Source organism: Pseudomonas sp. E102 (genome assembly GCF_052660185.1).
In genome coordinates this window covers 4,535,179-4,560,376 of record NZ_CP084025.1, presented here as the reverse complement: position 1 = coordinate 4,560,376, position 25,198 = coordinate 4,535,179, and the positions used below count along the sequence as shown (strand labels likewise).

At 62.0% G+C, this 25,198-nt stretch carries 19 protein-coding genes; 17 read left to right on the top strand and 2 right to left on the bottom strand.

Annotation, left to right across the window (positions count from 1 at the left end):
- Positions 1–104: 104 nt before the first annotated feature.
- From DOCECA_RS20590 to DOCECA_RS20575, 4 genes are all read left to right on the top strand, one after another.
- Positions 105–3,728, top strand: coding sequence for a DUF2339 domain-containing protein (locus tag DOCECA_RS20590; protein ID WP_445570999.1), 3,624 nt, complete (start codon positions 105–107; stop codon positions 3,726–3,728).
- Complete coding sequence (locus tag DOCECA_RS20585) at positions 3,725–5,095, top strand: DUF3999 domain-containing protein (RefSeq protein ID WP_445570998.1); 1,371 nt, start codon at positions 3,725–3,727, stop codon at positions 5,093–5,095. Before DOCECA_RS20590 ends, DOCECA_RS20585 begins: the two co-directional genes overlap by 4 nt.
- Positions 5,096–5,343: 248 nt before the next feature.
- Complete coding sequence (locus tag DOCECA_RS20580; protein ID WP_420767001.1) at positions 5,344–6,354, top strand: class 1 fructose-bisphosphatase; 1,011 nt, start codon at positions 5,344–5,346, stop codon at positions 6,352–6,354.
- Between the two features lie 3 nt (positions 6,355–6,357).
- Complete coding sequence (locus DOCECA_RS20575) at positions 6,358–6,954, top strand: DUF924 family protein (RefSeq protein WP_445570997.1); 597 nt, start codon at positions 6,358–6,360, stop codon at positions 6,952–6,954.
- Positions 6,955–7,046: 92 nt separating this feature from the next.
- Here the strand turns inward: DOCECA_RS20575 and DOCECA_RS20570 are convergent, their stop codons facing one another.
- Positions 7,047–8,939, bottom strand: coding sequence for a methyl-accepting chemotaxis protein (locus DOCECA_RS20570; protein WP_445570996.1), 1,893 nt, complete (start codon positions 8,937–8,939; stop codon positions 7,047–7,049).
- Positions 8,940–9,224: 285 nt separating this feature from the next.
- Between DOCECA_RS20570 and DOCECA_RS20565 the strand changes: the two genes are divergently transcribed.
- Complete coding sequence (locus tag DOCECA_RS20565) at positions 9,225–9,479, top strand: hypothetical protein (protein WP_003186715.1); 255 nt, start codon at positions 9,225–9,227, stop codon at positions 9,477–9,479.
- Positions 9,480–9,522: 43 nt separating this feature from the next.
- Positions 9,523–10,092: a lipocalin family protein gene (locus tag DOCECA_RS20560; protein WP_420767003.1), complete on the top strand. Its 570-nt coding sequence runs from the start codon at positions 9,523–9,525 to the stop codon at positions 10,090–10,092.
- 117 nt (positions 10,093–10,209) lie between these two features.
- Here DOCECA_RS20560 and DOCECA_RS20555 read toward each other — a convergent pair whose 3' ends face one another.
- Positions 10,210–11,574, bottom strand: coding sequence for a formimidoylglutamate deiminase (locus DOCECA_RS20555; RefSeq protein WP_445570995.1), 1,365 nt, complete (start codon positions 11,572–11,574; stop codon positions 10,210–10,212).
- A gap of 145 nt (positions 11,575–11,719) precedes the next feature.
- Between DOCECA_RS20555 and hutC the strand changes: the two genes are divergently transcribed.
- The 11 genes from hutC (at position 11,720) to hutG (ending at position 24,971) form a co-directional block, all read left to right on the top strand.
- Positions 11,720–12,430, top strand: coding sequence for a histidine utilization repressor (hutC, locus tag DOCECA_RS20550; protein ID WP_305501386.1), 711 nt, complete (start codon positions 11,720–11,722; stop codon positions 12,428–12,430).
- Positions 12,427–12,996, top strand: a complete 570-nt coding sequence (locus tag DOCECA_RS20545; RefSeq protein ID WP_434649247.1) for a HutD/Ves family protein — start codon at positions 12,427–12,429, stop codon at positions 12,994–12,996. Before hutC ends, DOCECA_RS20545 begins: the two co-directional genes overlap by 4 nt.
- A gap of 345 nt (positions 12,997–13,341) precedes the next feature.
- Positions 13,342–15,030, top strand: a complete 1,689-nt coding sequence (gene hutU / locus DOCECA_RS20540) for a urocanate hydratase (protein WP_420767006.1) — start codon at positions 13,342–13,344, stop codon at positions 15,028–15,030.
- A 145-nt stretch (positions 15,031–15,175) separates the two neighbouring features.
- The gene (locus DOCECA_RS20535) at positions 15,176–16,642 is read left to right on the top strand and encodes a purine-cytosine permease family protein (protein WP_420767007.1); all 1,467 of its coding nucleotides are present in this window, start codon (positions 15,176–15,178) and stop codon (positions 16,640–16,642) included.
- A 70-nt stretch (positions 16,643–16,712) separates the two neighbouring features.
- On the top strand, positions 16,713–17,681 hold the full coding sequence (locus DOCECA_RS20530; protein WP_434627985.1) for an ABC transporter substrate-binding protein: 969 nt from the start codon (positions 16,713–16,715) through the stop codon (positions 17,679–17,681).
- A gap of 71 nt (positions 17,682–17,752) precedes the next feature.
- On the top strand, positions 17,753–18,604 hold the full coding sequence (locus DOCECA_RS20525; RefSeq protein WP_420767009.1) for an ABC transporter permease: 852 nt from the start codon (positions 17,753–17,755) through the stop codon (positions 18,602–18,604).
- Positions 18,601–19,431: a quaternary amine ABC transporter ATP-binding protein gene (locus DOCECA_RS20520; protein ID WP_434649244.1), complete on the top strand. Its 831-nt coding sequence runs from the start codon at positions 18,601–18,603 to the stop codon at positions 19,429–19,431. The genes DOCECA_RS20525 and DOCECA_RS20520 overlap by 4 nt, the downstream gene beginning before the upstream one ends.
- 210 nt (positions 19,432–19,641) lie before the next feature.
- Positions 19,642–21,165: a histidine ammonia-lyase gene (gene hutH, locus DOCECA_RS20515; RefSeq protein WP_445570994.1), complete on the top strand. Its 1,524-nt coding sequence runs from the start codon at positions 19,642–19,644 to the stop codon at positions 21,163–21,165.
- A 130-nt stretch (positions 21,166–21,295) separates the two neighbouring features.
- On the top strand, positions 21,296–22,828 hold the full coding sequence (gene hutH / locus DOCECA_RS20510) for a histidine ammonia-lyase (RefSeq protein ID WP_420767012.1): 1,533 nt from the start codon (positions 21,296–21,298) through the stop codon (positions 22,826–22,828).
- Between the two features lie 125 nt (positions 22,829–22,953).
- Positions 22,954–24,156 (top strand): imidazolonepropionase, encoded by a 1,203-nt coding sequence (gene hutI, locus DOCECA_RS20505; RefSeq protein WP_445570993.1) that lies wholly within the window; start codon positions 22,954–22,956, stop codon positions 24,154–24,156.
- Between the two features lie 11 nt (positions 24,157–24,167).
- Positions 24,168–24,971 (top strand): N-formylglutamate deformylase, encoded by an 804-nt coding sequence (gene hutG / locus DOCECA_RS20500; RefSeq protein WP_445570992.1) that lies wholly within the window; start codon positions 24,168–24,170, stop codon positions 24,969–24,971.
- Positions 24,972–25,198: the final 227 nt, after the last annotated feature.

Genomic DNA, 25,198 nt, shown 5'->3' with positions numbered 1-25,198 from the left:
GAGCAAGCTCGCTCCCACAGGGTTTTGGGGTTTCCACTAGACTGATCCAGGCACCGCATCCTCCCGGTCATGCCCGCTAGGGGCCGCTTAGGGATATCGACCATATGCAATGGATTTTGACACTGTTGGGCCTGGCACTCGGCTGGGTGGTGGACGAGTCGTTCGCCGATGCGCTGATAGGCGCGTTGGTCGGGCTCGGCATCGCCCAGTCGTTTCGACTGGGACGCTTGGGTATCCAGGCGGCCAAGCAACAGATCCTGTTGCAAGAGGCCCAGCAGAGTCTGCTCACCTTGGAAGCGCGGCTGGCGGTGCTCGAACGCGGCAAGGCCGCCCAGCCGAGTGACCCGGCGCCGGCGGCCGAGGCCGTCGCGCCCCAGGCTCCAAAACCCGAGACCCGCACCGAGCCGGAGCTGGTCTGGGAACTGCCGCCAGACCTCGAACCCATCTCCGTCATGAGCACCCAGGCCAACCAGCCGTTGCCTGATGAAATCTGGAGCCCTGCGCCGGCCGCTTCCAGCCGTCCCTCCAATCGTGACTTTGCGCCGTTGCCCCTTGAATCGACGTCGCCTGCGCCTGCGTTTCCCCGTGGCCCGAATCTGTTCGATCGCGCCATCACCGCCGCGCGCAACTGGCTGTTCGGCGGTAATACCGTGTTGCGGGTCGGGGTGGTGTTGTTATTCCTCGGCCTGGCATTCCTGTTGCGCTACGCCACCGAAGGCATGGTGGTGCCGGTCGAATTGCGCTATGCCGGCGTCGCGGCCAGCGCGCTGGGCCTGTTGGGCCTGGGCTGGTGGTTGCGCCAACGTAACAACAGTTATGCATTGATGCTCCAAGGCACGGGCATTGCGGTGCTGTACCTGACCGTGTTTGCCGCCATGCGCCTGCATCCATTGCTCGATTCCAAGGCAGCGCTGGCCTTGTTGGTGGCGGTCACGGTGTTCTCGGCGATCCTGGCGGTCACCCAGAATGCCATGGGCCTGGCGGCGGCCGCGGCGCTGGGCGGGTTTGCCGCGCCGATCCTCACCTCCACCGGCAGTGGCAACCACGTGGGGCTGTTCAGCTATTTCATCCTGCTCAACGCCGGCATCCTCGCGATTGCCTGGTTCAAAGCCTGGCGCCTGCTCAACCTGATTGGCTTTGTTGGTACTTTCGGCATTGGTTTCGCCTGGGGTTTGCGTTCCTATACGCCGGAATTGTTGTGGAGCACCGAACCGTTCCTCATTGTGTTTTTCCTGATGTATTTGGTGATCGGCTTGCTGTTCACCCGGCGCAAGCTGATGGAAATGAGCGATGGACCCGACGATGACAGCCGCGATGCGATGTTGCGCTGGTCGGCCCGCAAGGGTGACTACGTCGATGGCAGCATGCTGTTCGGCCCTCCATTGGTAGGCTTCGGTTTGCAGTTCGCGTTGGTCCAGCACCTGGAATTCGCCGCAGCGTTCAGTGCTTTGGCCCTGGGCATGATCTACATGGGTCTGGCCCGCGTATTGATGGGCGGTCGCGCCGTGCTGCTGGCTGAAACCTGCCTCGCCTTGGGCGTGATTTTCAGCAGTCTGGCGATTCCGCTCGGCCTCGATGCCCGTTGGACTGCCGCGGCATGGGCGGTGGAGGGCGCCGGCATCTTTTGGCTGGGCCTGCGCCAACAACGGCCCTTCGCGCGAGTCTTTGCCCTGTTGCTGCAATTGGGTTCGGCGCTGGCCTTCGTCAGCGAATTGCATTCAGGTGAAGGCAGCCTGCTGGAAGGTTCGTGGCTGGGTGCGTTGATGCTCGGTGGTGCCTTGCTGTTCAGCTTCTATCAGTTGCGCAAGGCAGAGCCTGACCATATCGCGAGCTGGGAGCGCCAGGGCCAACCCGTGCTGGCGGTGCTGGGCCTAGGCTTCCTTTATTTGCTGGCTCCGCTGTTCTTCTCCACCCACGGCACCGCCATCGCCTGGGCATTGGCCGGCCTGGCGACGCTGTTCGTTGGCCTGCGCCTGCAATCACGTAGCTTCTTGTTTACGGCGTTCGCCGTGCAACTGCTGGGCGGTGCGTTGTTCCTGGTGCGCCTGCAAGGTGCGGACGGGGATTCGACGGCCGTGTTCAGCGCTGGCTGGAGCGGTTTGCTCAGTGCTTCGCTGATTGGCCTGGCATTGATCGGCGGCATGCTGCTGGCGGCGCGCGACGACATGGTGCGCAACGATGTGCGGTTGCTGCGTGGCTTGTCGGTGGTGTTGCTGGCGGGACTGGTGCTGATCAATCTCGCGGTGCTCTTCGTCCTGCCTTGGCAAACGGCGAGCGGCGTGTGGGCGGCCAGCGGCCTGTTGATCATCTGGTTGAGCCTGTACCTGAAGCAGCGGGTGAGTTTTGTCTTTGGCTTGCTGCTGCAATTGCTGGGCGGTGCGGCGTTCCTCACTGCGGGGCCGGCGCTGTTGGGGGCGCTCGATGCCGAGGATCTTCGCCCGCTGGCCCACAGCGGTTTCTGGACACCATTGGTTCTGGGACTGGCGGCGCTGGTGGGTGCATGGCGGCTGCAACGGGCGCATTCGGCGAAGGAGCTCGACGCCTTGAGTTTGCGGCGCCTGTCCGAGCTGTTGCTGATTTGGGGTGCCGGTTGGTGGGCGCTGGCATGGGTCAGCGAAGTGCTGCGCTTTGCCCCGGCCAACCTGCAAGGCAGCTTGTTGCTGATGGTGGCGGCGGCCAGCGTGGCGGTGTGGAGCGTCTTGTCGCTGCGTTTGAAATGGCCGGCGCTGGGGCTGTTGGGCACCTTGCTGATCCCGGCGGCGTGCTGTGTGCTGGTGGCGACCGGGCACAGCCGTTACCACCCGGCGGCGGATTTCGGTTGGCTGGCCTGGCTTGCGGTGTTCGCCGTGCATTTCATGTCCTTGAAACGGCTCGCGCCGATACTGCCGGCCCAGGCGCGCAGTACAGCTCATGTGCTCGGCTGCTGGCTGCTGATGACGGTGTTGATGCTGGAGCTGCGTTACGGCCTGCTGTTGCTGTCTGAGCAATACAACGCCTGGCGCTGGTTGGCCTGGGCGATCCTGCCGAGCCTTTACCTGGTGCTGGTGTCAACGCCGCGCACCTTGCCCTGGCCGGTATCGGCTCAACCGCGCGAATACCGCGTCTACGCGGCGGCACCGATGGCGCTGTTGATGCTCGGTTGGTTCTGGCTGACCAACACCTTCAGTGACGGCAACTCTGAGCCACTGCCCTATGTGCCGTTGCTCAATCCCTTGGAGCTGGGCCTGCTGTTCGCCTTGTTCGGTATTTACGTGTGGGCCCGCAACGCCGTGGAGCAGTCGACAAACCGTTGGAGTCGCGTCGGGCATATCGCTCAGTTGACCGCCGGTGTGTCGCTGTTCGCGTTCTTCACTGCCGTGGTGATGCGCTGTGCGCACCAGTGGATGGGGGTTGCGTACGAACTGGATGCGTTGCTTGAATCCATGTTCGTGCAGGCCGGTCTGTCCATCGTCTGGACCTTGATTGCCTTGGGCCTGATGATCGGCGGTCACCTGCGCCATCGCCGTGAGGTGTGGCTGATCGGCGCCGCGTTGATTGCTGTCGTCGTGGCCAAGCTGTTCTTCGTCGAATTGAGTAACCGTGGCGGTCTGGCGCGGATCGTGTCGTTTATTGGCGTGGGCGTGTTGTTGCTGGTGGTCGGCTATTTTGCGCCGCTGCCACCGAAACGTCCGGAGCCGGCCGCCGATGCCGAGCCGCCGATGCCTGTCAGTGAGGGAGTGTCGTCTTGAGTCGCAAGTTGAGTCGAATCGGGTTGGGCGTGGTCGGGCTGTGGGCAGCCTTGTCGGCGACGGCGCAGGAGCAACCGCAGGATTTTGCCCATCAGGTGCCGTTGGCCTTGAGCGGCGAGGGGCCGTGGTATCGCTTGCCGTTACCGTTGGACGTCCAGTTGCAGGCGCGGCAAACCGACCTCAGTGACCTGCGGGTCTTCAACGCCGCCGGGCAGGCCCAGGCCTATGCGTTGGTGCGCGAGTCGGCCCAGAGCCGGGAGAATCGCACCCTCACCGATGTGAAGTGGTTCCCGTTGTACAACGCCGCGGACGACAGCGAGCGCGCGCCCAGCGTGCGGGTGCAATCGAACGCCAACGGCACGTTGGTGCAAGTGCAGCCGTCCAGCCGACTCGAAGCGGGGGAAGAAGAACTGCGCGGCTGGCTGCTCGATGCCAGCGCAATCAAGGCACCGTTGCAGCAGTTGATTCTCGACTGGACCAGCGAGCGCGACGGCTTCCAGCGCTTCACCATCGAAGCCAGCGATGACTTGCAGCATTGGCAGGCCTGGGGGGAAGGGCAGGTCGCCCGGCTGACATTTGCCGATGAGCGGGTCGAGCAGCACGAAGTGAACCTGCCCGGGCAATCGGCGCGGTACTTGCGGTTGCTGTGGGATTCGCCGTCTTCGGCGCCGGTGCTGACCTCAGCCCAACTGCAAAGCGCCAGCCGCGAAAGCCTGCCGCTGCCGTTGGTCTGGTCGCAACCGCTTGCCGGCAACACGACGAAGGTCGGTGAATACACATGGCAGTTGCCGATGGGGCTGGACATCGAGCAGGTGCAGGTGGAGCTCAGCCAGGCCAACAGCCTGGCGCCGGTGACCCTGGCCGGTCGCCGTGAAAGCAGCCATCCGTGGCAGCCGATGGGCGGTGGCTTGCTCTATCGCCTGACCCAGAACGGTCAGGACGTGCAGCAAAACCAGCTGCAGTTGTCAGGCCAGACCGTTCAACAATTGAAGCTGACGGTGGACGAGCGCGGCGGCGGTCTGGGCACCGAAGCGCCTGCGCTGCGTTTTGCCGTGCGGGCGACCCAGGTGGTGTTCCTGGCACGGGGCGAAGGGCCATACCAGCTGGCACTGGGCAGCGCGACGGTAAAGGCGGCCAACTTGCCGTTGACCACGCTGATTCCGGATTACAAACCGTCACGCCTGGCGGCGCTTGGTGCGGCGAAGGTGAACGGAACCACTACGTCGACGCCAACGGTTGAAGCGGTGCCTGCGGTCGTTGACACCAACTGGAAGAAAATGGGCTTGTGGGCGGTGTTGCTACTGAGCGTGCTGTTCCTCGCGGCGATGGCGTTCAGCCTGTTGCGCAAGCCGCCGGTCAAGAACTGAGGTGTGTTCATCGTCGGATCGCCGCCCGGAGCAAGCTCGCTCCCACAATAGACCGCATTCGTTAGAGCAACTCGGTCAACTTGTGGAAGCGAGCTTGGTCGCGATGGCGCCTTGTCAATCAACATAAATACCCAAGCGGGCCCCACCCCGTGAACTCAATCCTCCATATCCCGTCTCATAGGAGGAATTAAGTCCCGACTCGCGCTAAACTGCGCGGGTTTTCCGCCCCCTATTCTTCGGAGCCGTCCATGTCCCGCGTTACCTTGAGTCGCTATTTGATTGAGCAGACCCGCAGCAACAATACCCCTGCCGATCTGCGCTTTTTGATCGAAGTGGTGGCGCGTGCATGCAAGGAGATCAGCCACGCCGTGTCCAAGGGCGCGCTGGGCGGTGTCCTGGGCAGCATGGGCACCGAAAACGTGCAGGGCGAAGTGCAGAAGAAGCTCGACGTGCTCTCCAACGAAATCCTGCTGGAAGCCAACGAGTGGGGCGGTCACCTGGCCGGCATGGCGTCCGAGGAAATGGACAATGCCTACCAGATCCCGGGCAAATACCCGAAAGGCGCCTACCTGCTGGTATTCGACCCGTTGGACGGCTCGTCGAACATCGACATCAATGCGCCGGTCGGCACAATCTTCTCGGTACTGCGTTGCCCGAACGAATACCTGAGCCAGAACGAAGCCTTGAATGAAAAGGCCTTCCTGCAGCCCGGCACCGAGCAAGTCGCCGCCGGTTACGCCATCTACGGTCCTCAGACCATGCTGGTGCTGACCCTGGGCGACGGTGTGAAAGGCTTCACCCTGGACCGCGAGATGGGCAGTTTCGTCCTGACCCACGAAGACATCACCATTCCTGAAACCACCCAGGAATTCGCCATCAACATGTCCAACCAGCGTCACTGGGAAGCCCCGGTACAGCGCTACGTCAGCGAGTTGCTGGCCGGTGAAGAAGGCCCGCTGAAAAAGAACTACAACATGCGCTGGGTGGCTGCGATGGTTGCCGATGTACACCGCATCCTGACCCGAGGCGGTCTGTTCATGTACCCGCGCGACAGCCGCGAGCCGTCCAAGCCGGGCAAGCTGCGCCTGATGTACGAAGCCAACCCGATGTCGTTCCTGGTAGAGCAGGCGGGTGGCGCTTCCACCGACGGTCGCCAGCGCATCCTCGACATCAAGCCTGAGGGCCTGCACCAGCGAGTTGCGGTATTCCTCGGTTCGAAGGAAGAAGTGGCACGCGCCACGGCTTACCACAAGGAGTAAACCATGACCGGGCCTTGGCAGCCGTTGCTCGATTGGTGGTTTGGCACAGCCCAAACGCCGGACGAAATAGCGGCTGACAAGGGCAAGCTGTGGTTTGGCAAAGGCCATGATCGCCAGGCGCAAGAGCGCTTCGGCGAACAGGTCGAGCAAGCACTGGCCGGCGGATTGACCGATTGGGCGCAACGCCCGGAAGGTTGGCTGGCCCTGGTGCTGCTACTGGATCAACTCCCGCGTATGATCTTTCGCAACACGCCCAAAAGCTTTTCCGGCGACTTGCGTGCCCAAGCGTTGGTGGCCCAAGGCCTGACGGCAGGTTTCGACCAGCAACTGCGGCCAATTCAGCGTGTCTTCATCTACCTCGTCCTCGAACATTGCGAAAACCTCGCGGTGCAGAACGAAGCCGTGTCTCGGTTCATCGAGCTGGTCCGGGAGCAACCCGAGGCGCAGCGCGCGGTGTTCGAAGACAACCTGGATTATGCCGAACGGCATCAGAAGATCATTGCCCGGTTCGGACGTTTTCCCCATCGCAATGCGGTGTTGGGGCGTGAGTCCACGGCTGAGGAAGTGGAATTCTTGAGCAGGCCTGGGTCCAGGTTCTGAATTTTTTGCGAGGCTGATGCCGCTATTGTCGGATCGCCGCCCGGAGCAAGCTCGCTCCGGGCGGCGATTCGACGATGGGGCCCTTCCAGGCGTTAGATCCGGAAACTGCCCACCAACTGCTTCAACCGCGCCGCCTGCTGTTCCAGGTCGGAACAGGCCCGCAAGGTGGCTTGCAGGTTTTCCACGCCTTCCTGGTTCAGCGTGTTGATTTCATTGATGTCGACGTTGATCGATTCCACCACGGCGGTCTGTTCTTCGGTGGCGGTGGCCACGGACTGGTTCATGCCGTCGATCTCGCCGATGCGCTGGGTCACGCTGCCCAGTCGTTCGCCGGCCTGGTTGGCGATGCCGACGCTGCTTTCGCTCTGGCGCTGGCTATCGGTCATGGTCAGCACCGCTTCCCGCGCGCCGACTTGCAACTCTTCGATCATCTTCTGCACTTGCTGCGCCGAATCCTGGGTGCGGTGGGCCAGGTTGCGCACTTCGTCGGCGACGACCGCGAAGCCGCGACCGGCTTCACCGGCCCGGGCCGCTTCGATGGCGGCGTTCAGGGCAAGCAGGTTGGTCTGCTGGGAAATGCTGGTGATCACTTCGAGAATCTGGCCGATGTTCACCGTGTTGCTGTTCAGGGTTTCGATGTTGCCGCAAGAATCGCTGATCTTGGCTGACAGCTGTTGCATCGCCGTGATGGTTTTATCCACCACTTGCTGGCCATCTTCGGCCAGGTTGCGGGCCTCGCTGGAGTGCTGCGAGGCGAGGGCGGCATTCTGGGCAATTTCCTGGGCGGCGGCGCCAAGCTGGTTGATGGCCGCGGCCACGCTGCTGGTGCGCGAGGCTTGCTGGTCGGAGTTGTACATCGACGAATTGGAGGCGCTGACGACACGCAGGGCGACTTCATTGACCTGGCCCGTTGCGGAAGCCACTTCGCGGATCGAAGCGTGGATACGCTCGACGAAACGGTTGAACGAAGTGCCCAGCGCGCCGAATTCATCATGGCCGTGGATGGTCAGGCGGCGGGTCAGGTCGCCTTCGCCTTCGGCGATGTCGTGCATGGCGCGGCCCATGATCAGCAGCGGTTGCATCAATACACGGATGAGCATGCTCAGCAGGGCGATGATGAACACCACGGCAATGACCATGGCAATCAGGGCCGAGGTGCGGAACTCGCTGAGCATCGCCAGCGCCGCGCTCTTGTCGAGCACCAGTGCCACGTACCAGTCGGCGCCGGGTACGCCGGCGACTCGGGTAAAGGAAATGAACTGGGTCTTGCCGTCGAGCTCGACTTCCTTCATGCCCGGGCTGACTTGCGGCGCACCGTTGGGATAGGCCTCGGCGAGGGTTTTGAGCACGCGCTTGCTGTCAGGGTGGACGAGGATCTTGCCATCGGCGCTGACGATGAACGCATGGCCATGTCCGCCGAAGTTCAGCGAGTTGATGATGGCGCTGACGCTGGTCAGGTCGATGTCCGCCCCCGTCACGCCGATCATCTGGTTCTGGCGCTGTACCGGCGTGGCAACGGTGATCACAAGCTTGCCCGAAGACGCGGCGATGTAGGGTTCGGTGACGATGGTCTGTTGGGCGCTGTTGGCGGCCTTGTACCAGCCACGGGCGCGCGGGTCGTAGTCGGCGGCGCGATTGCCGGCCGGCACCGAAAACATCACGCCGTCGGTGCCGCCAAAATAGCTGAGCTGAAAATTGCCGGTGTAGGCAGGCAGGCCCACCGCGCGTTTCAGGCTGTCGGCACTGCTGCCATCGATGGCGATTTGCTGGGCCAGCGATTGCAGCAGTTGGATCCGGCCTTCTACCCACGTCTGGATATTGCGGCTGGTCAGGCTGCCGAGCTCCTGCATGGAGGTCTCGGTGCTGGAATACAGACTTTGTCGTTGGCGGTAATCGTTGAACAGGATGAAACAGGCGAATGCGACGGCCACCACAAGGGCGGCAGCCAACAGGATTTTGTGGCTGAATTTCATGTTTCTGGTCATTAAGAACGCTACCGCGGAGGGACGGGTCAAAAAGGGGCGTCAATTTGCCATAACACAGGATTTTACGCTGTTACTTTTTATCGGCCCGCAGGCCCAGCGCATCAGGCGTCGATGGACTCATCCCGACGAAAGGCACGACGGCGTCACAGTTCGATTGTTTCACCCGTCGATTACCCTCGGGACAACCAATAAATACTGGGGGCGTCGGGGAACCAGATAGGGGTTTTCTCTTCTAAGGTTCAGGTTGGCACCCTGCCACCTCCCTTCCGCTCCAGGAGTTACACCATGTCGCTGCGATCTATCGCCCTGCTGTTCATGTGCGTCGTATTGACCGCATGCAGCAAGGTCAACCAGGAAAACTACTCGAAGCTGTCGGCGGGCATGCCCAAGGCCGAAGTCGAGACGTTGCTGGGGAAGCCGACTGACTGTTCGGGCGCGCTCGGCATGTCCAGCTGCACCTGGGGCGACCAGAAAAGCTTTATCAGCGTGCAGTACGCCGGTGACAAAGTGTTGATGTTTTCCGGCCAAGGCCTGAAGTAACCTGAAGTAAACCGGGGCCAAGCGCCCACGGGAGAAAAAAATAATGATGCGGTTAGTTTTTGTGCTTTTGGCTGGCCTGGTATTGGCCGGCTGTGCCACTTCTGGCGTAGACCCGTTGGCGCCCAAGACCGTCAACAGTGTCAATCTCAAGCGTTACCAAGGGACCTGGTACGAGCTGGCCCGCCTACCGATGTATTTCCAGCGCAACTGCGCGCAATCCGAAGCCCATTACACACTCAAGCCCGACGGCAACGTGGATGTGTTCAACCGCTGCCTGACTTCCGATTGGAAGTGGGAAGAAGCCCGGGGCACCGCTTACCCGCAGGTGCCAGGCAAGACCGACAAGCTCTGGGTCGAATTCGACACCTGGTTCTCGCGGATCCTGCCGGGTGTGGCGAAGGGAGAATATTGGGTCTTGTATGTCAGCGATGACTACAAGACCGCCATCGTTGGCGATCCGAGCCGGCGTTACATGTGGTTGCTGTCGCGCACGCCAACGGTCAATGTCGATGTGCGCGAAGAACTGCTGAGCAAGGCGCGCCAGCAGGGCTACGACACGACGCGGTTGGTCTGGCGTGCGTCGGACCGGCAGATGGCCAAGACTTCGGACTGATGTAGTAGAACACCTGTGGGAGCTTAGCTTGCTCGCGATGAGGCCTTTACCGTCAACATAGATGTTGATGGAAAAACCCGCTATCGCGAGCAAGCTCGCTCCCACATTGAATTGTCGTCAGCCCAGCAGTTCGCGCAGCACCCGGGTAAACGCTCGGGCGCTTTCTTCTTCGCCGGCATGACGGCCGTCGCGAACCTGCCATTTTCCGCCGACCATCACATCGCGCACCTGGCGATCGCCGCCCGCAAACAGCCAACGATTGAGAATGCCGTCACCGGTCGCCGTGGCCAGGTAAGGATCATTGCCATCGAGCACCAGCCAGTCGGCGCGCTTGCCGACTTCCAATGCGCCGATCGGTTGGCCCAACGCCTGGGCGCCACCGTCCAGTGCGGCGTCATACAGGGTACGCCCGACCATCGGCTGATCCGTTCGGTACAACCGGTTGCGGCGCTGGTCCCGCAGCCGCTGGCCGTATTCCAGCCAGCGTAATTCCTCCACGACGCTCAACGACACATGGCTGTCAGAGCCGATGCCCATCCGCCCGCCTTGGGCTAGGAAATCCACGGCCGGAAAAATTCCGTCACCCAGGTTGGCTTCCGTGGTCAGGCACAGACCGGCAATTGCCCGGCTCTTGGCCATCAGGCTGACTTCCTGTGGATTGGCGTGGGTGGCATGAACCAGGCACCAGCGTTGATCCACCTCGGCATTTTCATACAGCCACTGCAGCGGACGCGCGCCGCTCCAGCTCAGGCAGTCGTCAACCTCCTTTTGCTGTTCGGCGATGTGGATATGCACGGGGCAATCGCGGTCGCTGGCGGCCAGCACATCGTGGATCTGCCCGGGTGTCACGGCGCGCAGCGAGTGGAAGCACAGGCCCAACGCCTGGGACGGTTGCCCGGCCAGGATCGGCTGCAAGCGTGACTGAAGCTTCAGGTAGTTTTCGGTGCTGTTGATGAACCGGCGCTGCCCGTCGTTGGGCTCTTGGCCGCCAAAACCGGAATGGCTGTAAAGCACCGGCAGCAGCGTCAAGCCAATGCCCACTTCACCGGCGGCCTGGCTGATACGCAAGGCCAGTTCGGCCGGATCGGCGTAATGTCTGCCGTCGGTGTCATGGTGTACGTAATGGAATTCGGCAACCGATGTATAGCCGGCCTTGAGCATTTCGATGTAAAGCTGTCGGGCGATGACGCCGAGCTGGTCGGGGCTGATTTTTCCGACGAGGCGGTACATCAAGTCGCGCCATGTCCAGAAACTGTCATTGGGATTGCCCGCCACTTCCGCCAGCCCGGCCATGGCCCGCTGGAACGCATGGGAATGCAGGTTCGGCATGCCCGGGAGCAGGGGACCGCCGAGCCGTTCGGCGCCGTTTGCGTGGGAATCGGCCTGGACATGGGTCAAGACGCCCTCGGCGTTGACCTCGAGGCGTACATCATTGGCCCATCCATCAGGCAGCAGCGCACGCTCGGCAAAGAAGGCGGACATCGGTTGAACCTCGTTGCGTGTAATTTGTATATACATATACAGACGTTTGCCTGCCCGGTAAACTCCGGCAAGCTAGTCATCAACATTCGCAGAACAGGAATACGCCGTGCCGACTCCGCCTGCCAAACCGCCGCTGGCCGCAACCATGGGTGACAGTCCGGCGCCCTTGTACGCCCGCGTCAAACAAATGATCACCCAGCAGATCGACAGTGGAAACTGGCCGCCACATTACCGTGTGCCATCGGAAAGCGAACTGGTCAGCCAGTTGGGCTTCAGCCGCATGACCATCAACCGGGCCCTGCGGGAAATGACCGCTGATGGCTTGCTGGTGCGCATGCAAGGCGTCGGCACGTTCGTCGCCGAACCCAAGAGCCAGTCCGCACTGTTCGAAGTGCATAACATTGCGGATGAAATCGCCTCCCGTGGTCATCGCCATACGTGCAAGGTCATCACCCTGGAAGAAGAGGCCGCCGGTTCCGAGCGGGCGCTGGCCCTGGACATGCGCGAAGGCCAGAAGGTATTCCATTCGTTGATCGTGCATTTCGAAAACGACATTCCTGTGCAAATCGAGGACCGTTTCGTCAACGCGCTGGTGGCGCCTGATTACCTCAAGCAGGACTTCACTCAACAAACGCCTTATGCCTACCTGAACCAGGTTGCGCCGCTGACCGAAGGTGAGCATGTGGTCGAGGCGATCCTGGCGGAGCCGAGTGAATGCAAGCTGTTGCAGATCGAGCGGGGCGAGCCGTGCCTGTTGATCCGTCGCCGTACCTGGTCAGGGCGCCAGCCGGTGACCGCCGCACGCCTGATCCATCCGGGCTCGCGTCACAGTCTGGAAGGGCGTTTCCACAAATGAGCCAATTGAAGGTTTTACGCGCAGCGGATTACCCGTCCATGCCGTGGAAAAACGGCGGTGGCAGCACCGAGGAAATCACCCGCGATGCCGGCACCGGCCTGGAAGGTTTCGGCTGGCGCCTGTCCATTGCCGATATCGGTGAATCGGGTGGTTTTTCCACCTTCGCTGGCTACGAACGGATCATCACGGTCTTGCAAGGTGGCGGCATGACGCTGACTGTCGATGGCCACGCCACGCGGCCGCTGCATTCGCTGGATCCCTTTGCCTTCAGCGGCGAGAGCCAAGTGCAGTGCACGCTGCTGGAGGGGCCGATTCGCGACTTCAACCTGATCTACGCGCCGCAACGTTACCGCGCGCGGCTGCAATGGCTGGGCGGCCAGCAGCGTTTTTTCAGCGAGGCGGGAACGGTATTGGTGTTCAGTGCCGCTCCGACGCTGAGGGTCAAGATGGATGAAACTGTCGAGGCACTGGGGCTTTATGACTGCCTGCAACTGAGCGGTAACGCTGGGCTGCTGGACATCACCACCCACGGCCAATGCTGCGTGATCGAGCTGACGGCCCACTAAGGCGCCTCGCCACAAAAGGTGTGTTCGTTGTTCCTTCTGGCGCACCAACTTGTTACCGAACGCCCCAGCGTGGCGCAATACCACGCTTTTATGCCCTTCTGATTGCTTCCCAAAAACCTCCTCCAAAAATTTCATGCAGCTTGGCGGCCCTTCTATTACGAGGCTTCTCGCCGATTCTTCAATTTTTCTTGATTAGCCCTTCAACAAGTTGGCCGCTTGATTGCATATGCTTGTACATACAAGTAAAGACGTATGCGTATGAGTCCTCTGCATTCAACGCTACGTTCGCTTAATCGCTGCCCACTGCCCGGGCTGGTCTGGATTGATCGCTGAGGAGTTTTTGCTGTGACCGACGCTACCCGCAAACCTGAAAAATACCGTGACGTTGAAATCCGTGCCCCTCGCGGTAACACGCTGACCGCCAAGAGCTGGCTGACCGAAGCGCCGCTGCGCATGCTGATGAACAACCTCGACCCGGAAGTGGCCGAGAACCCCAAGGAGCTGGTGGTCTACGGTGGCATCGGGCGCGCGGCGCGCAACTGGGAGTGCTACGACAAGATCGTCGAAAGCCTCACCCATCTGAATGACGATGAAACCCTGCTGGTGCAGTCCGGCAAGCCGGTGGGCGTGTTCAAGACCCACAGCAACGCCCCGCGCGTACTGATCGCCAATTCCAACCTGGTGCCGCACTGGGCCAGTTGGGAACACTTCAACGAGCTCGACGCCAAGGGCCTGGCCATGTACGGCCAGATGACCGCCGGCAGCTGGATCTACATCGGCAGCCAGGGCATCGTGCAAGGCACGTATGAAACCTTCGTCGAGGCCGGCCGCCAGCATTACGACTCCAACCTCAAGGGCCGCTGGGTCCTGACCGCCGGCCTCGGCGGCATGGGCGGCGCGCAACCGTTGGCCGCGACTTTGGCCGGTGCGTGCTCGCTGAACATCGAGTGCCAGCAGGTGAGTATCGATTTCCGCCTGAAAACCCGTTACGTCGACGAACAAGCCAAGGATCTGGACGACGCCCTGGCGCGCATCGAGAAATACACCGCCGAAGGCAAGGCGATTTCCATCGCACTGTGTGGGAACGCGGCTGAAATCCTGCCAGAAATGGTCCGTCGTGGTGTGCGCCCGGACATGGTCACAGACCAGACCAGCGCCCACGACCCACTCAATGGTTACTTGCCTGCCGGCTGGACCTGGGACGAATACCGTGCCCGCGCCAAGACTGAACCCGCCGCCGTGGTGAAGGCCGCCAAGCAATCGATGGCCGTCCACGTCAAAGCGATGCTCGAATTCCAGAAAATGGGCGTGCCGACCTTCGACTACGGCAACAACATCCGTCAGATGGCCCAGGAAGAAGGCGTGGAAAACGCATTCGACTTCCCGGGTTTCGTCCCGGCCTACATCCGTCCTCTGTTCTGCCGCGGCATTGGCCCGTTCCGTTGGGCGGCGCTGTCCGGTGACCCGCAGGACATCTACAAGACCGACGCCAAGGTCAAGGAACTGATCCCCGACGACGCCCACCTGCACAACTGGTTGGACATGGCCCGCGAGCGCATCAGCTTCCAAGGCTTGCCGGCGCGGATCTGCTGGGTTGGCCTGGGCCAACGCGCCAAGTTGGGCCTGGCGTTCAACGAGATGGTCCGCAGCGGCGAGTTGTCGGCGCCGATCGTCATCGGCCGCGACCACCTGGACTCCGGTTCCGTGGCCAGCCCGAACCGCGAAACCGAATCCATGCAGGACGGTTCCGACGCCGTTTCCGACTGGCCACTGCTCAACGCATTGCTCAACACCGCCAGCGGCGCGACCTGGGTTTCGCTGCACCACGGCGGCGGCGTCGGCATGGGCTTCTCCCAGCATTCGGGCATGGTGATTGTCTGCGATGGCACCGACGAAGCGGCCGAACGGATTGCTCGCGTACTGCATAACGACCCGGGCACTGGCGTGATGCGCCACGCCGACGCCGGTTACCAGATCGCGATCGATTGCGCGAAGGAGCAGGGCCTCAACCTGCCGATGATCACTGGCAAGTAAGTGCAAAAACTGTGGGAGCGAGCCTGCTCGCGATGGCGGCCTGTCAGCCAACGCATGTATCGAATGTGTCGGCCTCATCGCGAGCAGGCTCGCTCCCACAAATAAGAGCATCGTTCGAACCAGAACAATCCACAGAGGTTGAACCATGGCTGTCACCAGCACACGCGATAGCAGCAAGCCGTTGATCGAGAAGCGCTCGATCGACTACATCCCGGAAGGGGAAAGACACGGTCATCTGTTTAGCCAGTTCACCCTCTGGATGGGGGCCAATCTGCAGATCACCGCCATTGTCACCGGTGCGTTGGCGGTGGTGTTGGGGGGTGATGTGTTCTGGTCGTTGATCGGTTTGCTGATCGGCCAGTTGCTCGGCGGTGGTGTCATGGCGTTGCACGCCGCCCAAGGGCCAAAGCTCGGGCTGCCGCAGATGATCTCCAGCCGGGTGCAGTTTGGTGTATATGGCGCGGCCATCCCGATCGTGCTGGTGTGCCTGATGTACCTGGGTTTCACCGCAACGGGCACCGTGCTATCCGGCCAGGCGCTGGGCCAGTTGTTTGGCGTCAGCGACAGTGTCGGCATCCTCATTTTCGCCAGTGTCATCGTGTTGGTCACGGTGCTTGGTTATCGGGTGATTCACTGGATCGGCCGTGTCGCCAGCATCATCGGTGTGATCGCCTTTGTTTACCTGTTCGCTCGCCTGATCAGCCATACGGATGTGGGCGCACTCCTGCAGATCCGCCACTTCAGTTGGAGCAGTTTCCTGCTTGCGGTGTCGCTCGCGGCCTCCTGGCAGATCGCCTTCGGCCCCTACGTCGCAGACTACTCGCGTTACCTGCCGAGCAAGACGTCCTCGGTGAAAACCTTCTTTGCCGCAGGCGCAGGTTCAGTCATCGGCGCGCAGGTGGCGATGATCCTCGGTGTGTTTGCCGCCGCCTCGGCCAACGGGCAGTTCGCCGGCCACGAAGTGGCCTACATCGTTGGCCTGGGTGGCACCGGCGCCACCGCCGCGCTGCTGTATTTCAGCATCGCGTTCGGCAAGGTCACCATTTCCACGCTGAACTCCTACGGCAGCTTCATGTGCATTGCGACCATCATCAGCGGTTTCCGTGGTCACCTGAACGTAACGCGGGTGCAACGCCTGGTATTCGTGCTGTTCATTGTCGGCGCCGCGACCCTGATCGCGCTGCTCGGCCAGCACTCGTTCCTCGGTGCGTTCAAGTCCTTCATCCTGTTCCTGCTGGCGTTCTTTACGCCTTGGAGCGCGATCAACCTGGTGGACTACTACTGCATAACCCGCGAGCGCTATGACGTGCCGGCACTCGCCGATCCGAACGGTCGCTACGGTCGTTGGAACGCACTGGGTATCAGCGTCTACGTCTTCGGCGTACTGGTCCAGTTGCCGTTCATCGCCACCAAGTTCTATACCGGTCCGCTGGTGGAAGCCATGGGCGGTGTGGATATCTCGTGGATCATCGGCTTGGTGGTTCCGGCGGTGCTGTACTACGTCATCGCTAGAAAATGGCACAGCGCCGTACCCGATCAATTGATCCTGCCGGTCGAGCAGGACGCGGTTGACGCACAACCGAGCAGGGCGGGCCGCATCCAAGCGGTCTGATGGGACGTTGACAGGGCTGGATGCCTCTTGACTGCCGTAAGCCAATCCAACTGATTAGGAGCGTCACATAATGAAATCGAACAAGACCCTGCTGACCACATTGCTGTCCATGGGCCTGCTGGCCAGTGCCGGCGCCACGCAAGCGGCAGGCTGGTGCGAGTCGGGCAAACCGGTGAAGTTCGCCGGCCTGAACTGGGAAAGCGGCATGCTGCTGACCGACGTGATGCAAGTGGTGCTGGACAAGGGTTACGGCTGCAAGACCGATAGCCTGCCTGGTAACTCCATCACCATGGAAAATGCCCTGAGCAGCAACGACATCCAGGTATTCGCCGAAGAGTGGGTCGGCCGCAGCGAAGTGTGGAACAAGGCCGAGAAGGCCGGCAAGGTGGTGGGCGTCGGTGCGCCGGTGGTGGGGGCCATCGAAGGCTGGTACGTGCCACGCTACGTGATCGAAGGCGATGCCAAGCGCAAGCTGGAAGCCAAGGCGCCAGGCCTGAAGAACATCGCCGACCTGGGCCAGTACGCCGCCGTGTTCAAGGATCCTGAGGAACCGTCCAAGGGTCGCTTCTACAACTGCCCGGCCGGCTGGACGTGCGAGCTGGACAACAGCGAAATGCTGAAGAGCTACGGCCTGGAAAAGACTTATACCAACTTCCGTCCGGGCACCGGCCCGGCGCTGGATGCAGCCGTGCTGTCGAGCTACAAGCGTGGCGAGCCGATCCTGTTCTACTACTGGTCGCCGACGCCGCTGATGGGCCAGGTGGACCTGGTGAAACTGGAAGAAAAACCGGGCGTGGATAAAAGCGTGAGCATCAAGGTCGGCCTGTCCAAGACCTTCCACGACGAAGCCCCGGAGCTGGTGGCTGTGCTGGAAAAGGTCAACCTGCCGATCGATATCCTGAACCAGAACCTCGGCCGCATGGCCAAAGAGCGGATCGAGTCGCCGAAACTGGCGAAGATCTTCCTGAAGGAACATCCTGAAGTCTGGCATGCCTGGGTCAGCGAAGACGCAGCCAAGAAAATCGACGCGGCTCTGTAGGTCGAATATTTCCCGGCCAGCCAAAGGGCGGGCCGGGACGTTCACCGCATCCACCTGATCGAGAGTCTCTTATGTTTCCCGAAAGCTTTACCTTCTCCATCGCCGACTGGGTCAACGGTTGGGTCGACGCCCTGGTGACCAACTATGGCGATGTGTTCCGGCAGATCTCCGACACGTTGCTGTGGGCCATCGTCAGCCTTGAAGGCCTGCTGCGCATGGCACCCTGGTGGCTGATGCTGGCCATCGTCGGCGGCGTTGCCTGGCACGCCACCCGCAAGGTCGTCGCTACGGCGGTGATCGTCGGCCTGCTGTTCCTGGTGGGTGCGGTGGGCCTGTGGGACAAACTGATGCAGACCCTCGCCCTGATGCTGGTGGCGACGCTGATCTCGGTGATGATCGGCATCCCGCTGGGCATCCTCTCGGCGCGCAGCAACCGCCTTCGTTCGGTGCTGATGCCGTTGCTGGACATCATGCAGACGATGCCCAGCTTCGTGTACCTCATTCCGGTGTTGATGCTGTTTGGCCTGGGCAAGGTCCCGGCGATTTTCGCCACGGTGATCTATGCCGCGCCACCGTTGATTCGCCTCACCGATCTGGGCATCCGCCAGGTGGATGGCGAGGTCATGGAGGCCATCAACGCCTTTGGCGCCAATCGCTGGCAACAGCTGTTCGGCGTACAGCTGCCCCTGGCCCTGCCGAGCATCATGGCCGGGATCAACCAGACCACCATGATGGCCCTGTCGATGGTGGTCATCGCCTCGATGATCGGCGCCCGTGGCCTGGGTGAAGACGTGCTGGTGGGCATCCAGACGCTCAACGTCGGGCGCGGCCTGGAAGCGGGGCTGGCCATCGTGATTCTCGCCGTGGTCATCGACCGCATTACCCAGGCCTATGGTCGTCCGCGGCACGAGGTGAGCAAATGAGCAACGAAGTCATCAGCAAGATCGAAGTCAAAAATGTCTTCAAGATTTTCGGCAACCGCTCCAAGGAAGCCCTGGCGCTGATCCGCCAGAACAAGACCAAGGACCAGGTGCTGGCCGAGACCGGCTGCGTGGTCGGCGTGAACGACCTGTCGCTGAGCATCGGCACCGGCGAGATCTTCGTGATCATGGGCCTGTCGGGCTCCGGAAAATCCACCCTGGTGCGCCATTTCAACCGGCTGATCGACCCAACCAGCGGCGCCATCCTGGTGGACGGCGAGGACATCCTGCAGCTGGACATGGACGCCCTGCGCGAATTTCGTCGGCACAAGATCAGCATGGTCTTCCAGAGCTTCGGCCTGCTTCCCCACAAGAGCGTGTTGGACAACGTCGCCTATGGCTTGAAAGTGCGCGGCGAAAGCAAGCAGGTGTGCGCCGAGCGCGCGCTGCACTGGATCAACACCGTCGGCCTGAAAGGCTACGAGAACAAATACCCGCACCAGCTCTCCGGCGGCATGCGCCAGCGCGTCGGCCTGGCCCGAGCCTTGGCGGCCGATACCGACATCATCCTCATGGACGAAGCCTTCAGCGCCCTCGACCCGCTGATCCGCGCGGAAATGCAGGACCAGTTGCTGGAGCTGCAAAAGACCCTGCACAAGACCATCGTTTTCATCACCCACGACCTCGACGAGGCCGTGCGCATCGGCAACCGCATTGCGATCCTCAAGGACGGCAAGCTGATTCAGGTCGGCACGCCGCGAGAGATCCTGCACTCGCCGGCGGATGAGTATGTCGATCGGTTCGTGCAGCGCCGTGCTGCGGTGGTGTAAGGCTGATGTGGCCGGCGGGCAGCTATTTTTGGCTGGCAGGCTGTTGTGGCGAGGGAGCTTGCTCCCGCTGGGCTGCGTAGCAGACCCAAAAGAGGCGGCCCCTACGCGCTGGAGCGCCAGCCCGGCCGGGCGGGAGCAAGCTCCCTCGCCACGGGAGTGATGCCTTCAACCCAAGAGACAGCGCACTGAGAATTTGGAATGAGGTTTGAGATGTCCCAGGCTGAAAAAATCATCATCACCGGCGCCCCCCTGCGCTGGCAGGACGTGGTCGCCGTCGCCCGCTTCGGCGCTACGCTCGAGCTGTCGGCCCAGGTCTGGGCGCGGATCGACAATGCCCAGGCCATCGTCCAGCGCATCGTCAAAAGCGGCGAGCGTGCCTATGGCGTCAACACCGGCCTGGGCGCCTTGTGCAATGTCTCGCTCCAGGACGAACAGCTCAGCCAATTGTCGCGCAACACCCTGCTCAGCCACGCCTGTGGCGTCGGCCCGGCACTCGCCGACGAGCAGACCCGGGCGATTCTCTGCGCCGCTATCCACAACTACAGCCAAGGCAAGTCCGGTATCCATCGCCGGGTGGTCGAGGCATTACTGGCGTTGCTCAATCGCGGCATTACGCCACAAGTGCCGTCCCAGGGCTCAGTGGGTTACTTGACCCACATGGCCCACATCGGTATCGCGCTGTTGGGCGTTGGGCAAGTCAGCTATCGCGGGCAGATCGTCCCGGCGCAACAGGCCTTGGCCGCAGAAGGGCTGCAGCCGGTGCAGTTGGGAGCGAAGGACGGTTTGTGCCTGGTCAACGGCACGCCGTGCATGACCGGGCTCAGTTGCCTGGCCCTGGCCGATGCCACGCGGCTGGTGCAATGGGCCGACGTGATCGGTGCCATGAGCTTCGAGGCCCAGCGCGGGCAGATTGCCGCGTTCGATGCCGAGATCATCGCCCTCAAGCCACACCCGGGCATGCAACAGGTTGGTGCGAATCTGCGCGCGTTGCTCGATGGCAGCGAAGTCATTGCTTCGAGCCTGGGTATCCGCACCCAGGATGCCTTGAGCATCCGCTCGATTCCCCAGGTTCACGGCGCCGCTCGCGATCAGTTGGAGCATGCTCGGCAACAGATCGAAACCGAGCTCAACGCTGTCACCGATAACCCAATGCTGCTGGGTACGCCGGAGAGTTTCCGGGTCATGTCCCAGGCCAATCCACACGGCCAGTCGGTGGCGTTGGCGGCGGACCTGCTGGCGATTGCCATGGCCGAGATCGGTTCGATCGCCGAGCGTCGCCTCGACCGCCTGATCAATCCTCACGTCAGCGGCTTGCCGGCATTTTTGGTCGCCAACCCGGGCGTGAACTCGGGAATGATGATCGTGCAATACGTTGCCGCGTCGCTGTGCGCGGAGAACAAGCAACTGGCGCAACCGGCGGTGCTGGACAATTTCGTCACCTCCGGGTTGCAGGAAGACCATTTGAGCATGGGCACCAACGCGGCCTTGAAGCTGCACCGGGCGCTGGAAAACTGCACGCAGATCCTCGCCATCGAGTACCTGCTGGCGGCCCAGGCCTTCGAGTTTCTCAAGGCGCAGCGCTTCGGCGCCGGCACCGACATCGCCTGGAAACTGCTGCGCGAGCGCGTTCCGGCCTACGACCAGGACCGCTGGCTGGCGCCGGACATCGCCAGTGCCGCCGGGCTGCTCAGCGACCCGCACCTCCTGAAAAACGTATTACCGAATTTGAATTGATCAAAAAAGCGCCAGCGTGCCAAGGCACCTATAGCCCCTAGGCATCGCCCAAAAAGCGAAGGTGACGGATAACGGAGCATTCCGGAGCGACTGGCGAATGAAAAAACAAAACTCTCAAAAGGAGCAATAAATGACTGCCTTAAACCTGATTCCCGGCCAATTGAGCCTGGCTCAATTGCGCGACATCTACCAGCAACCGGTCACCCTGAGCCTTGATGCCAGTGCGTCGGCGCAGATCGAAGCCAGCGTTGCGTGCGTGGAACAGATTCTTGCCGAGAACCGCACCGCCTATGGCATCAACACCGGTTTCGGCCTGCTGGCCTCGACTCGCATCGCAAGCGAGGACTTGGAAAACCTGCAGCGTTCCCTGGTGCTGTCCCATGCCGCCGGTGTGGGCGAGCCGATCAGCGATGCGCTGGTGCGGTTGGTCATGGTGCTCAAGGTCAACAGCCTGAGCCGGGGTTTCTCGGGCATTCGTCGGCAGGTGATCGATGCGCTGATCGCGCTGATCAACGCCGAGGTTTATCCACACATTCCGTTGAAAGGTTCGGTGGGCGCATCCGGTGACCTGGCACCGCTGGCCCACATGTCCCTGGTGCTGCTGGGCGAAGGCAAGGCCCGCTACAAGGGCGAATGGCTGCCGGCCGTCGACGCCTTGAAAGTTGCTGGCCTCGCGCCGCTGACCCTGGCCGCGAAGGAAGGCTTGGCGCTGCTCAACGGCACCCAGGTCTCCACCGCGTTTGCCTTGCGCGGCCTTTTCGAAGGCGAAGACCTGTTCGCTGGCGCCCTGGCCCTGGGTAGCCTCACTGTCGAAGCGGTGCTCGGTTCGCGTTCGCCATTCGATGCGCGCATCCATGCGGCTCGCGGCCAGAAAGGCCAGATCGATGCCGCCGCGGCCTATCGAGACCTGCTGGGCGAGCGCAGCGAAGTTTCCGATTCGCACCAGAACTGTGACAAGGTCCAGGACCCGTACTCCCTGCGTTGCCAACCGCAAGTGATGGGCGCCTGCCTGACCCAGTTCCGCCAGGCTGCCGAGGTGCTGGTGATCGAGGCCAACGCCGTGTCGGATAACCCGCTGGTGTTCGCCGCCGAGGGCGATGTGATTTCCGGTGGCAACTTCCACGCCGAACCGGTGGCGATGGCGGCGGACAACATGGCCCTGGCGATTGCCGAAATTGGCTCCCTGAGCGAGCGACGCATTTCGCTGATGATGGACAAGCACATGTCGCAGCTGCCGCCGTTTTTGGTGGCCAATGGCGGTGTGAACTCCGGGTTCATGATTGCCCAGGTGACAGCGGCGGCGCTGGCGAGTGAAAACAAAGCGCTGTCCCATCCTCATTCGGTGGATAGCCTGCCGACCTCGGCCAACCAGGAAGACCACGTCTCCATGGCCCCGGCCGCTGGCAAGCGCCTGTGGGAAATGGCCGAGAACACCCGCGGGATCCTGGCGGTGGAATGGCTGGCGGCGTGCCAAGGGCTGGACCTGCGCGGCGGTTTGAAGACCTCCGCCAAGCTGGAACAGGCCCGGGGTCTGTTGCGTGCAGAAGTGCCGTTCTATGAGAAGGACCGATTCTTTGCCCCGGATATCAATGCAGCGAGTGAATTGTTGGCGAGTCGCTGCCTGAACGAGCTGGTCACGGCGCAGTTGTTGCCGAGTCTGTAAGGGCCTCATCGCGAGCAAGCTCGCTCCCACAGGGGTAGGGGTTGAACATTCATTTGGGTACACCCTGACCCTTGTGGGAGCGAGCCTGCTCGCGATTCGATTTTGAACGCGACGAGGAAACCGGGATGAAAACCCTCTGGCAAAACTGCCACGCCGCCACCATGGCCCAGGGCGTCTACTCGATCATCGAAGACGCCGCCATCGTCACCCAGGGCGAGCACATTCAATGGATCGGGCCCCGTGCCGAACTGCCGATGGGCGACTATCCGGCGGTCAACGACCTCAAGGGCGCCTGGGTCACGCCGGGGCTGATCGACTGCCACACCCACACGGTGTTTGGCGGCAACCGCAGCGGTGAGTTCGAACAGCGCCTGCAAGGCGTCAGCTACGCCGAAATAGCGGCGGCCGGCGGTGGCATCGCCAGCACCGTGCGCGCCACCCGCGCCGCCAGTGAGGACGAGCTGTTCGCCAGCGCCGCCAGACGCCTGAAGAGCCTGATGCGCGATGGCGTGACCACGGTGGAAATCAAGTCCGGCTACGGCCTGGACCTGGCCAGCGAGCGCAAGATCCTGCGCGTCATCCGCCGCCTCGGTGCCGAGCTTCCGGTCAGTGTGCGCAGCACGTGCCTGGCGGCCCACGCCTTGCCGCCGGAATACCAGGATCGCGCCGATGACTACATCGAGCACATCTGCGCTGAAATGCTGCCCGCGTTGGCGGCTGAAGGGCTGGTGGACGCCGTTGACGCTTTTTGCGAGTACCTGGCCTTTTCCCCGGCGCAGGTCGAGCGGGTGTTTATCACCGCGCAGCAATTGGGCCTGCCGGTGAAGCTGCACGCTGAACAATTGTCGTCGCTCAATGGCTCCAGCCTGGCGGCGCGCTACCAGGCGCTGTCGGCCGATCACCTGGAGTTCATGACCGAGGACGACGCCAAGGCCATGGCCGCGTCCGGCACCGTGGCGGTGTTGTTGCCAGGGGCGTTTTATTTCCTGCGTGAAACCCAGCTGCCGCCCATGGATGCCCTGCGCAAGCACGGCGTGAAAATCGCCGTGGCCAGCGACCTCAACCCCGGCACCTCGCCGGCATTGTCGTTGCGCTTGATGTTGAACATGGCGTGCACCTGTTTGCGTATGACCCCGGAAGAAGCCCTGGCTGGGGCGACGATCCACGCGGCTCAAGCCTTGGGCGTGGCCGGGACCCATGGTTCGCTGGAAGCGGGCAAGGTAGCGGACTTTGTCGCCTGGGACATCGATCGCCCCGCTGACCTGTCCTATTGGCTCGGTGGCGAGCTGGAAAAACGCGTCGTGCGTCACGGCGTGGAAATCGATTGAGGAGAACGGTTGTGGAGAAGGTCCTGAATTTCAAGCAAGGGCGCGTGCCGCTGTTGATCAGCATGCCTCATGCCGGCCTGCGCCTGACCCCGGCGGTACAGGCCGGATTGATCCCGCAAGCCCAAAGCCTGCCGGACACCGATTGGCACATTCCGCAGCTCTATGAGTTTGCCGATGAGCTTGGCGCCAGCACCCTGGCCGCCGAATACTCACGGTTCGTCGTTGACCTGAACCGGCCCTCCGATGACAAACCGATGTACGTCGGTGCCACCACCGGCTTGTACCCGGCGACGCTGTTCGATGGCGTGCCGTTGTTTCGTGAAGGTCTGGAGCCATCCGCCGAAGAGCGGGCGACGTACCTGCAACAGGTCTGGATGCCCTATCACCAAGCGCTGCAGCAAGAACTGGCGCGGCTCAAGGCCGAGTTCGGCTATGCCTTGCTGTTCGATGCCCACTCGATCCGCTCGGTGATCCCGCACCTGTTCGACGGCAAGCTGCCGGATTTCAACCTGGGCACCTTCAACGGCGCCAGTTGCAATCCGACGCTGGCGAGCGAGCTCGAAGGCATCTGCGCCCGCCATGATCAGTTCACCCACGTGCTGAACGGGCGTTTCAAGGGCGGGCACATCACCCGCCACTACGGCAACCCGGCCCAGGACATCCATGCGGTGCAACTGGAGCTATGCCAGAGCACCTACATGGAAGAGTTCGAACCGTTCAACTATCGGCCCGACCTGGCGGCGCCGACCCAGGTGGTGCTCAGGGAATTGCTCGAAGGTTTCCTGGCGTGGGGGCGGCAGGCCTACAAGAAATAAAGACCTACCCAATACCTGTGGCGAGGGGATTTATCCCCGCTGGGTCGCGAAGCGGCCCCAAAGATAGATGATCCACACGGATTCAGAATTTTGGGACTGCTACGCAGTCCAGCGGGGATAAATCCCCTCGCCACAGGTTTATGGGCGCTGACTCCCTGGAATGGGGACTGTCGCCACCGTGCAAAACCAAGTCGCCACAGTTCACCTTCGCCCCCTCGACGCTGCGT

Excerpts from the sequence above, each read along its gene's own strand:
- DOCECA_RS20590 (WP_445570999.1), top strand. The coding sequence starts at position 105 with ATGCAATGGATTTTGACACTGTTGGGCCTGGCACTCGGCTGGGTGGTG.
- DOCECA_RS20580 (WP_420767001.1), top strand. The coding sequence starts at position 5,344 with ATGTCCCGCGTTACCTTGAGTCGCTATTTGATTGAGCAGACCCGCAGC.
- DOCECA_RS20575 (WP_445570997.1), top strand. The coding sequence starts at position 6,358 with ATGACCGGGCCTTGGCAGCCGTTGCTCGATTGGTGGTTTGGCACAGCC.
- DOCECA_RS20570 (WP_445570996.1), bottom strand. The coding sequence starts at position 8,939 with ATGACCAGAAACATGAAATTCAGCCACAAAATCCTGTTGGCTGCCGCC.
- DOCECA_RS20565 (WP_003186715.1), top strand. The coding sequence starts at position 9,225 with ATGTCGCTGCGATCTATCGCCCTGCTGTTCATGTGCGTCGTATTGACC.
- DOCECA_RS20560 (WP_420767003.1), top strand. The coding sequence starts at position 9,523 with ATGATGCGGTTAGTTTTTGTGCTTTTGGCTGGCCTGGTATTGGCCGGC.
- DOCECA_RS20555 (WP_445570995.1), bottom strand. The coding sequence starts at position 11,574 with ATGTCCGCCTTCTTTGCCGAGCGTGCGCTGCTGCCTGATGGATGGGCC.
- hutC (WP_305501386.1), top strand. The coding sequence starts at position 11,720 with ATGGGTGACAGTCCGGCGCCCTTGTACGCCCGCGTCAAACAAATGATC.
- DOCECA_RS20545 (WP_434649247.1), top strand. The coding sequence starts at position 12,427 with ATGAGCCAATTGAAGGTTTTACGCGCAGCGGATTACCCGTCCATGCCG.
- DOCECA_RS20535 (WP_420767007.1), top strand. The coding sequence starts at position 15,176 with ATGGCTGTCACCAGCACACGCGATAGCAGCAAGCCGTTGATCGAGAAG.
- DOCECA_RS20530 (WP_434627985.1), top strand. The coding sequence starts at position 16,713 with ATGAAATCGAACAAGACCCTGCTGACCACATTGCTGTCCATGGGCCTG.
- DOCECA_RS20525 (WP_420767009.1), top strand. The coding sequence starts at position 17,753 with ATGTTTCCCGAAAGCTTTACCTTCTCCATCGCCGACTGGGTCAACGGT.
- DOCECA_RS20520 (WP_434649244.1), top strand. The coding sequence starts at position 18,601 with ATGAGCAACGAAGTCATCAGCAAGATCGAAGTCAAAAATGTCTTCAAG.
- hutH (WP_445570994.1), top strand. The coding sequence starts at position 19,642 with ATGTCCCAGGCTGAAAAAATCATCATCACCGGCGCCCCCCTGCGCTGG.
- hutH (WP_420767012.1), top strand. The coding sequence starts at position 21,296 with ATGACTGCCTTAAACCTGATTCCCGGCCAATTGAGCCTGGCTCAATTG.
- hutI (WP_445570993.1), top strand. The coding sequence starts at position 22,954 with ATGAAAACCCTCTGGCAAAACTGCCACGCCGCCACCATGGCCCAGGGC.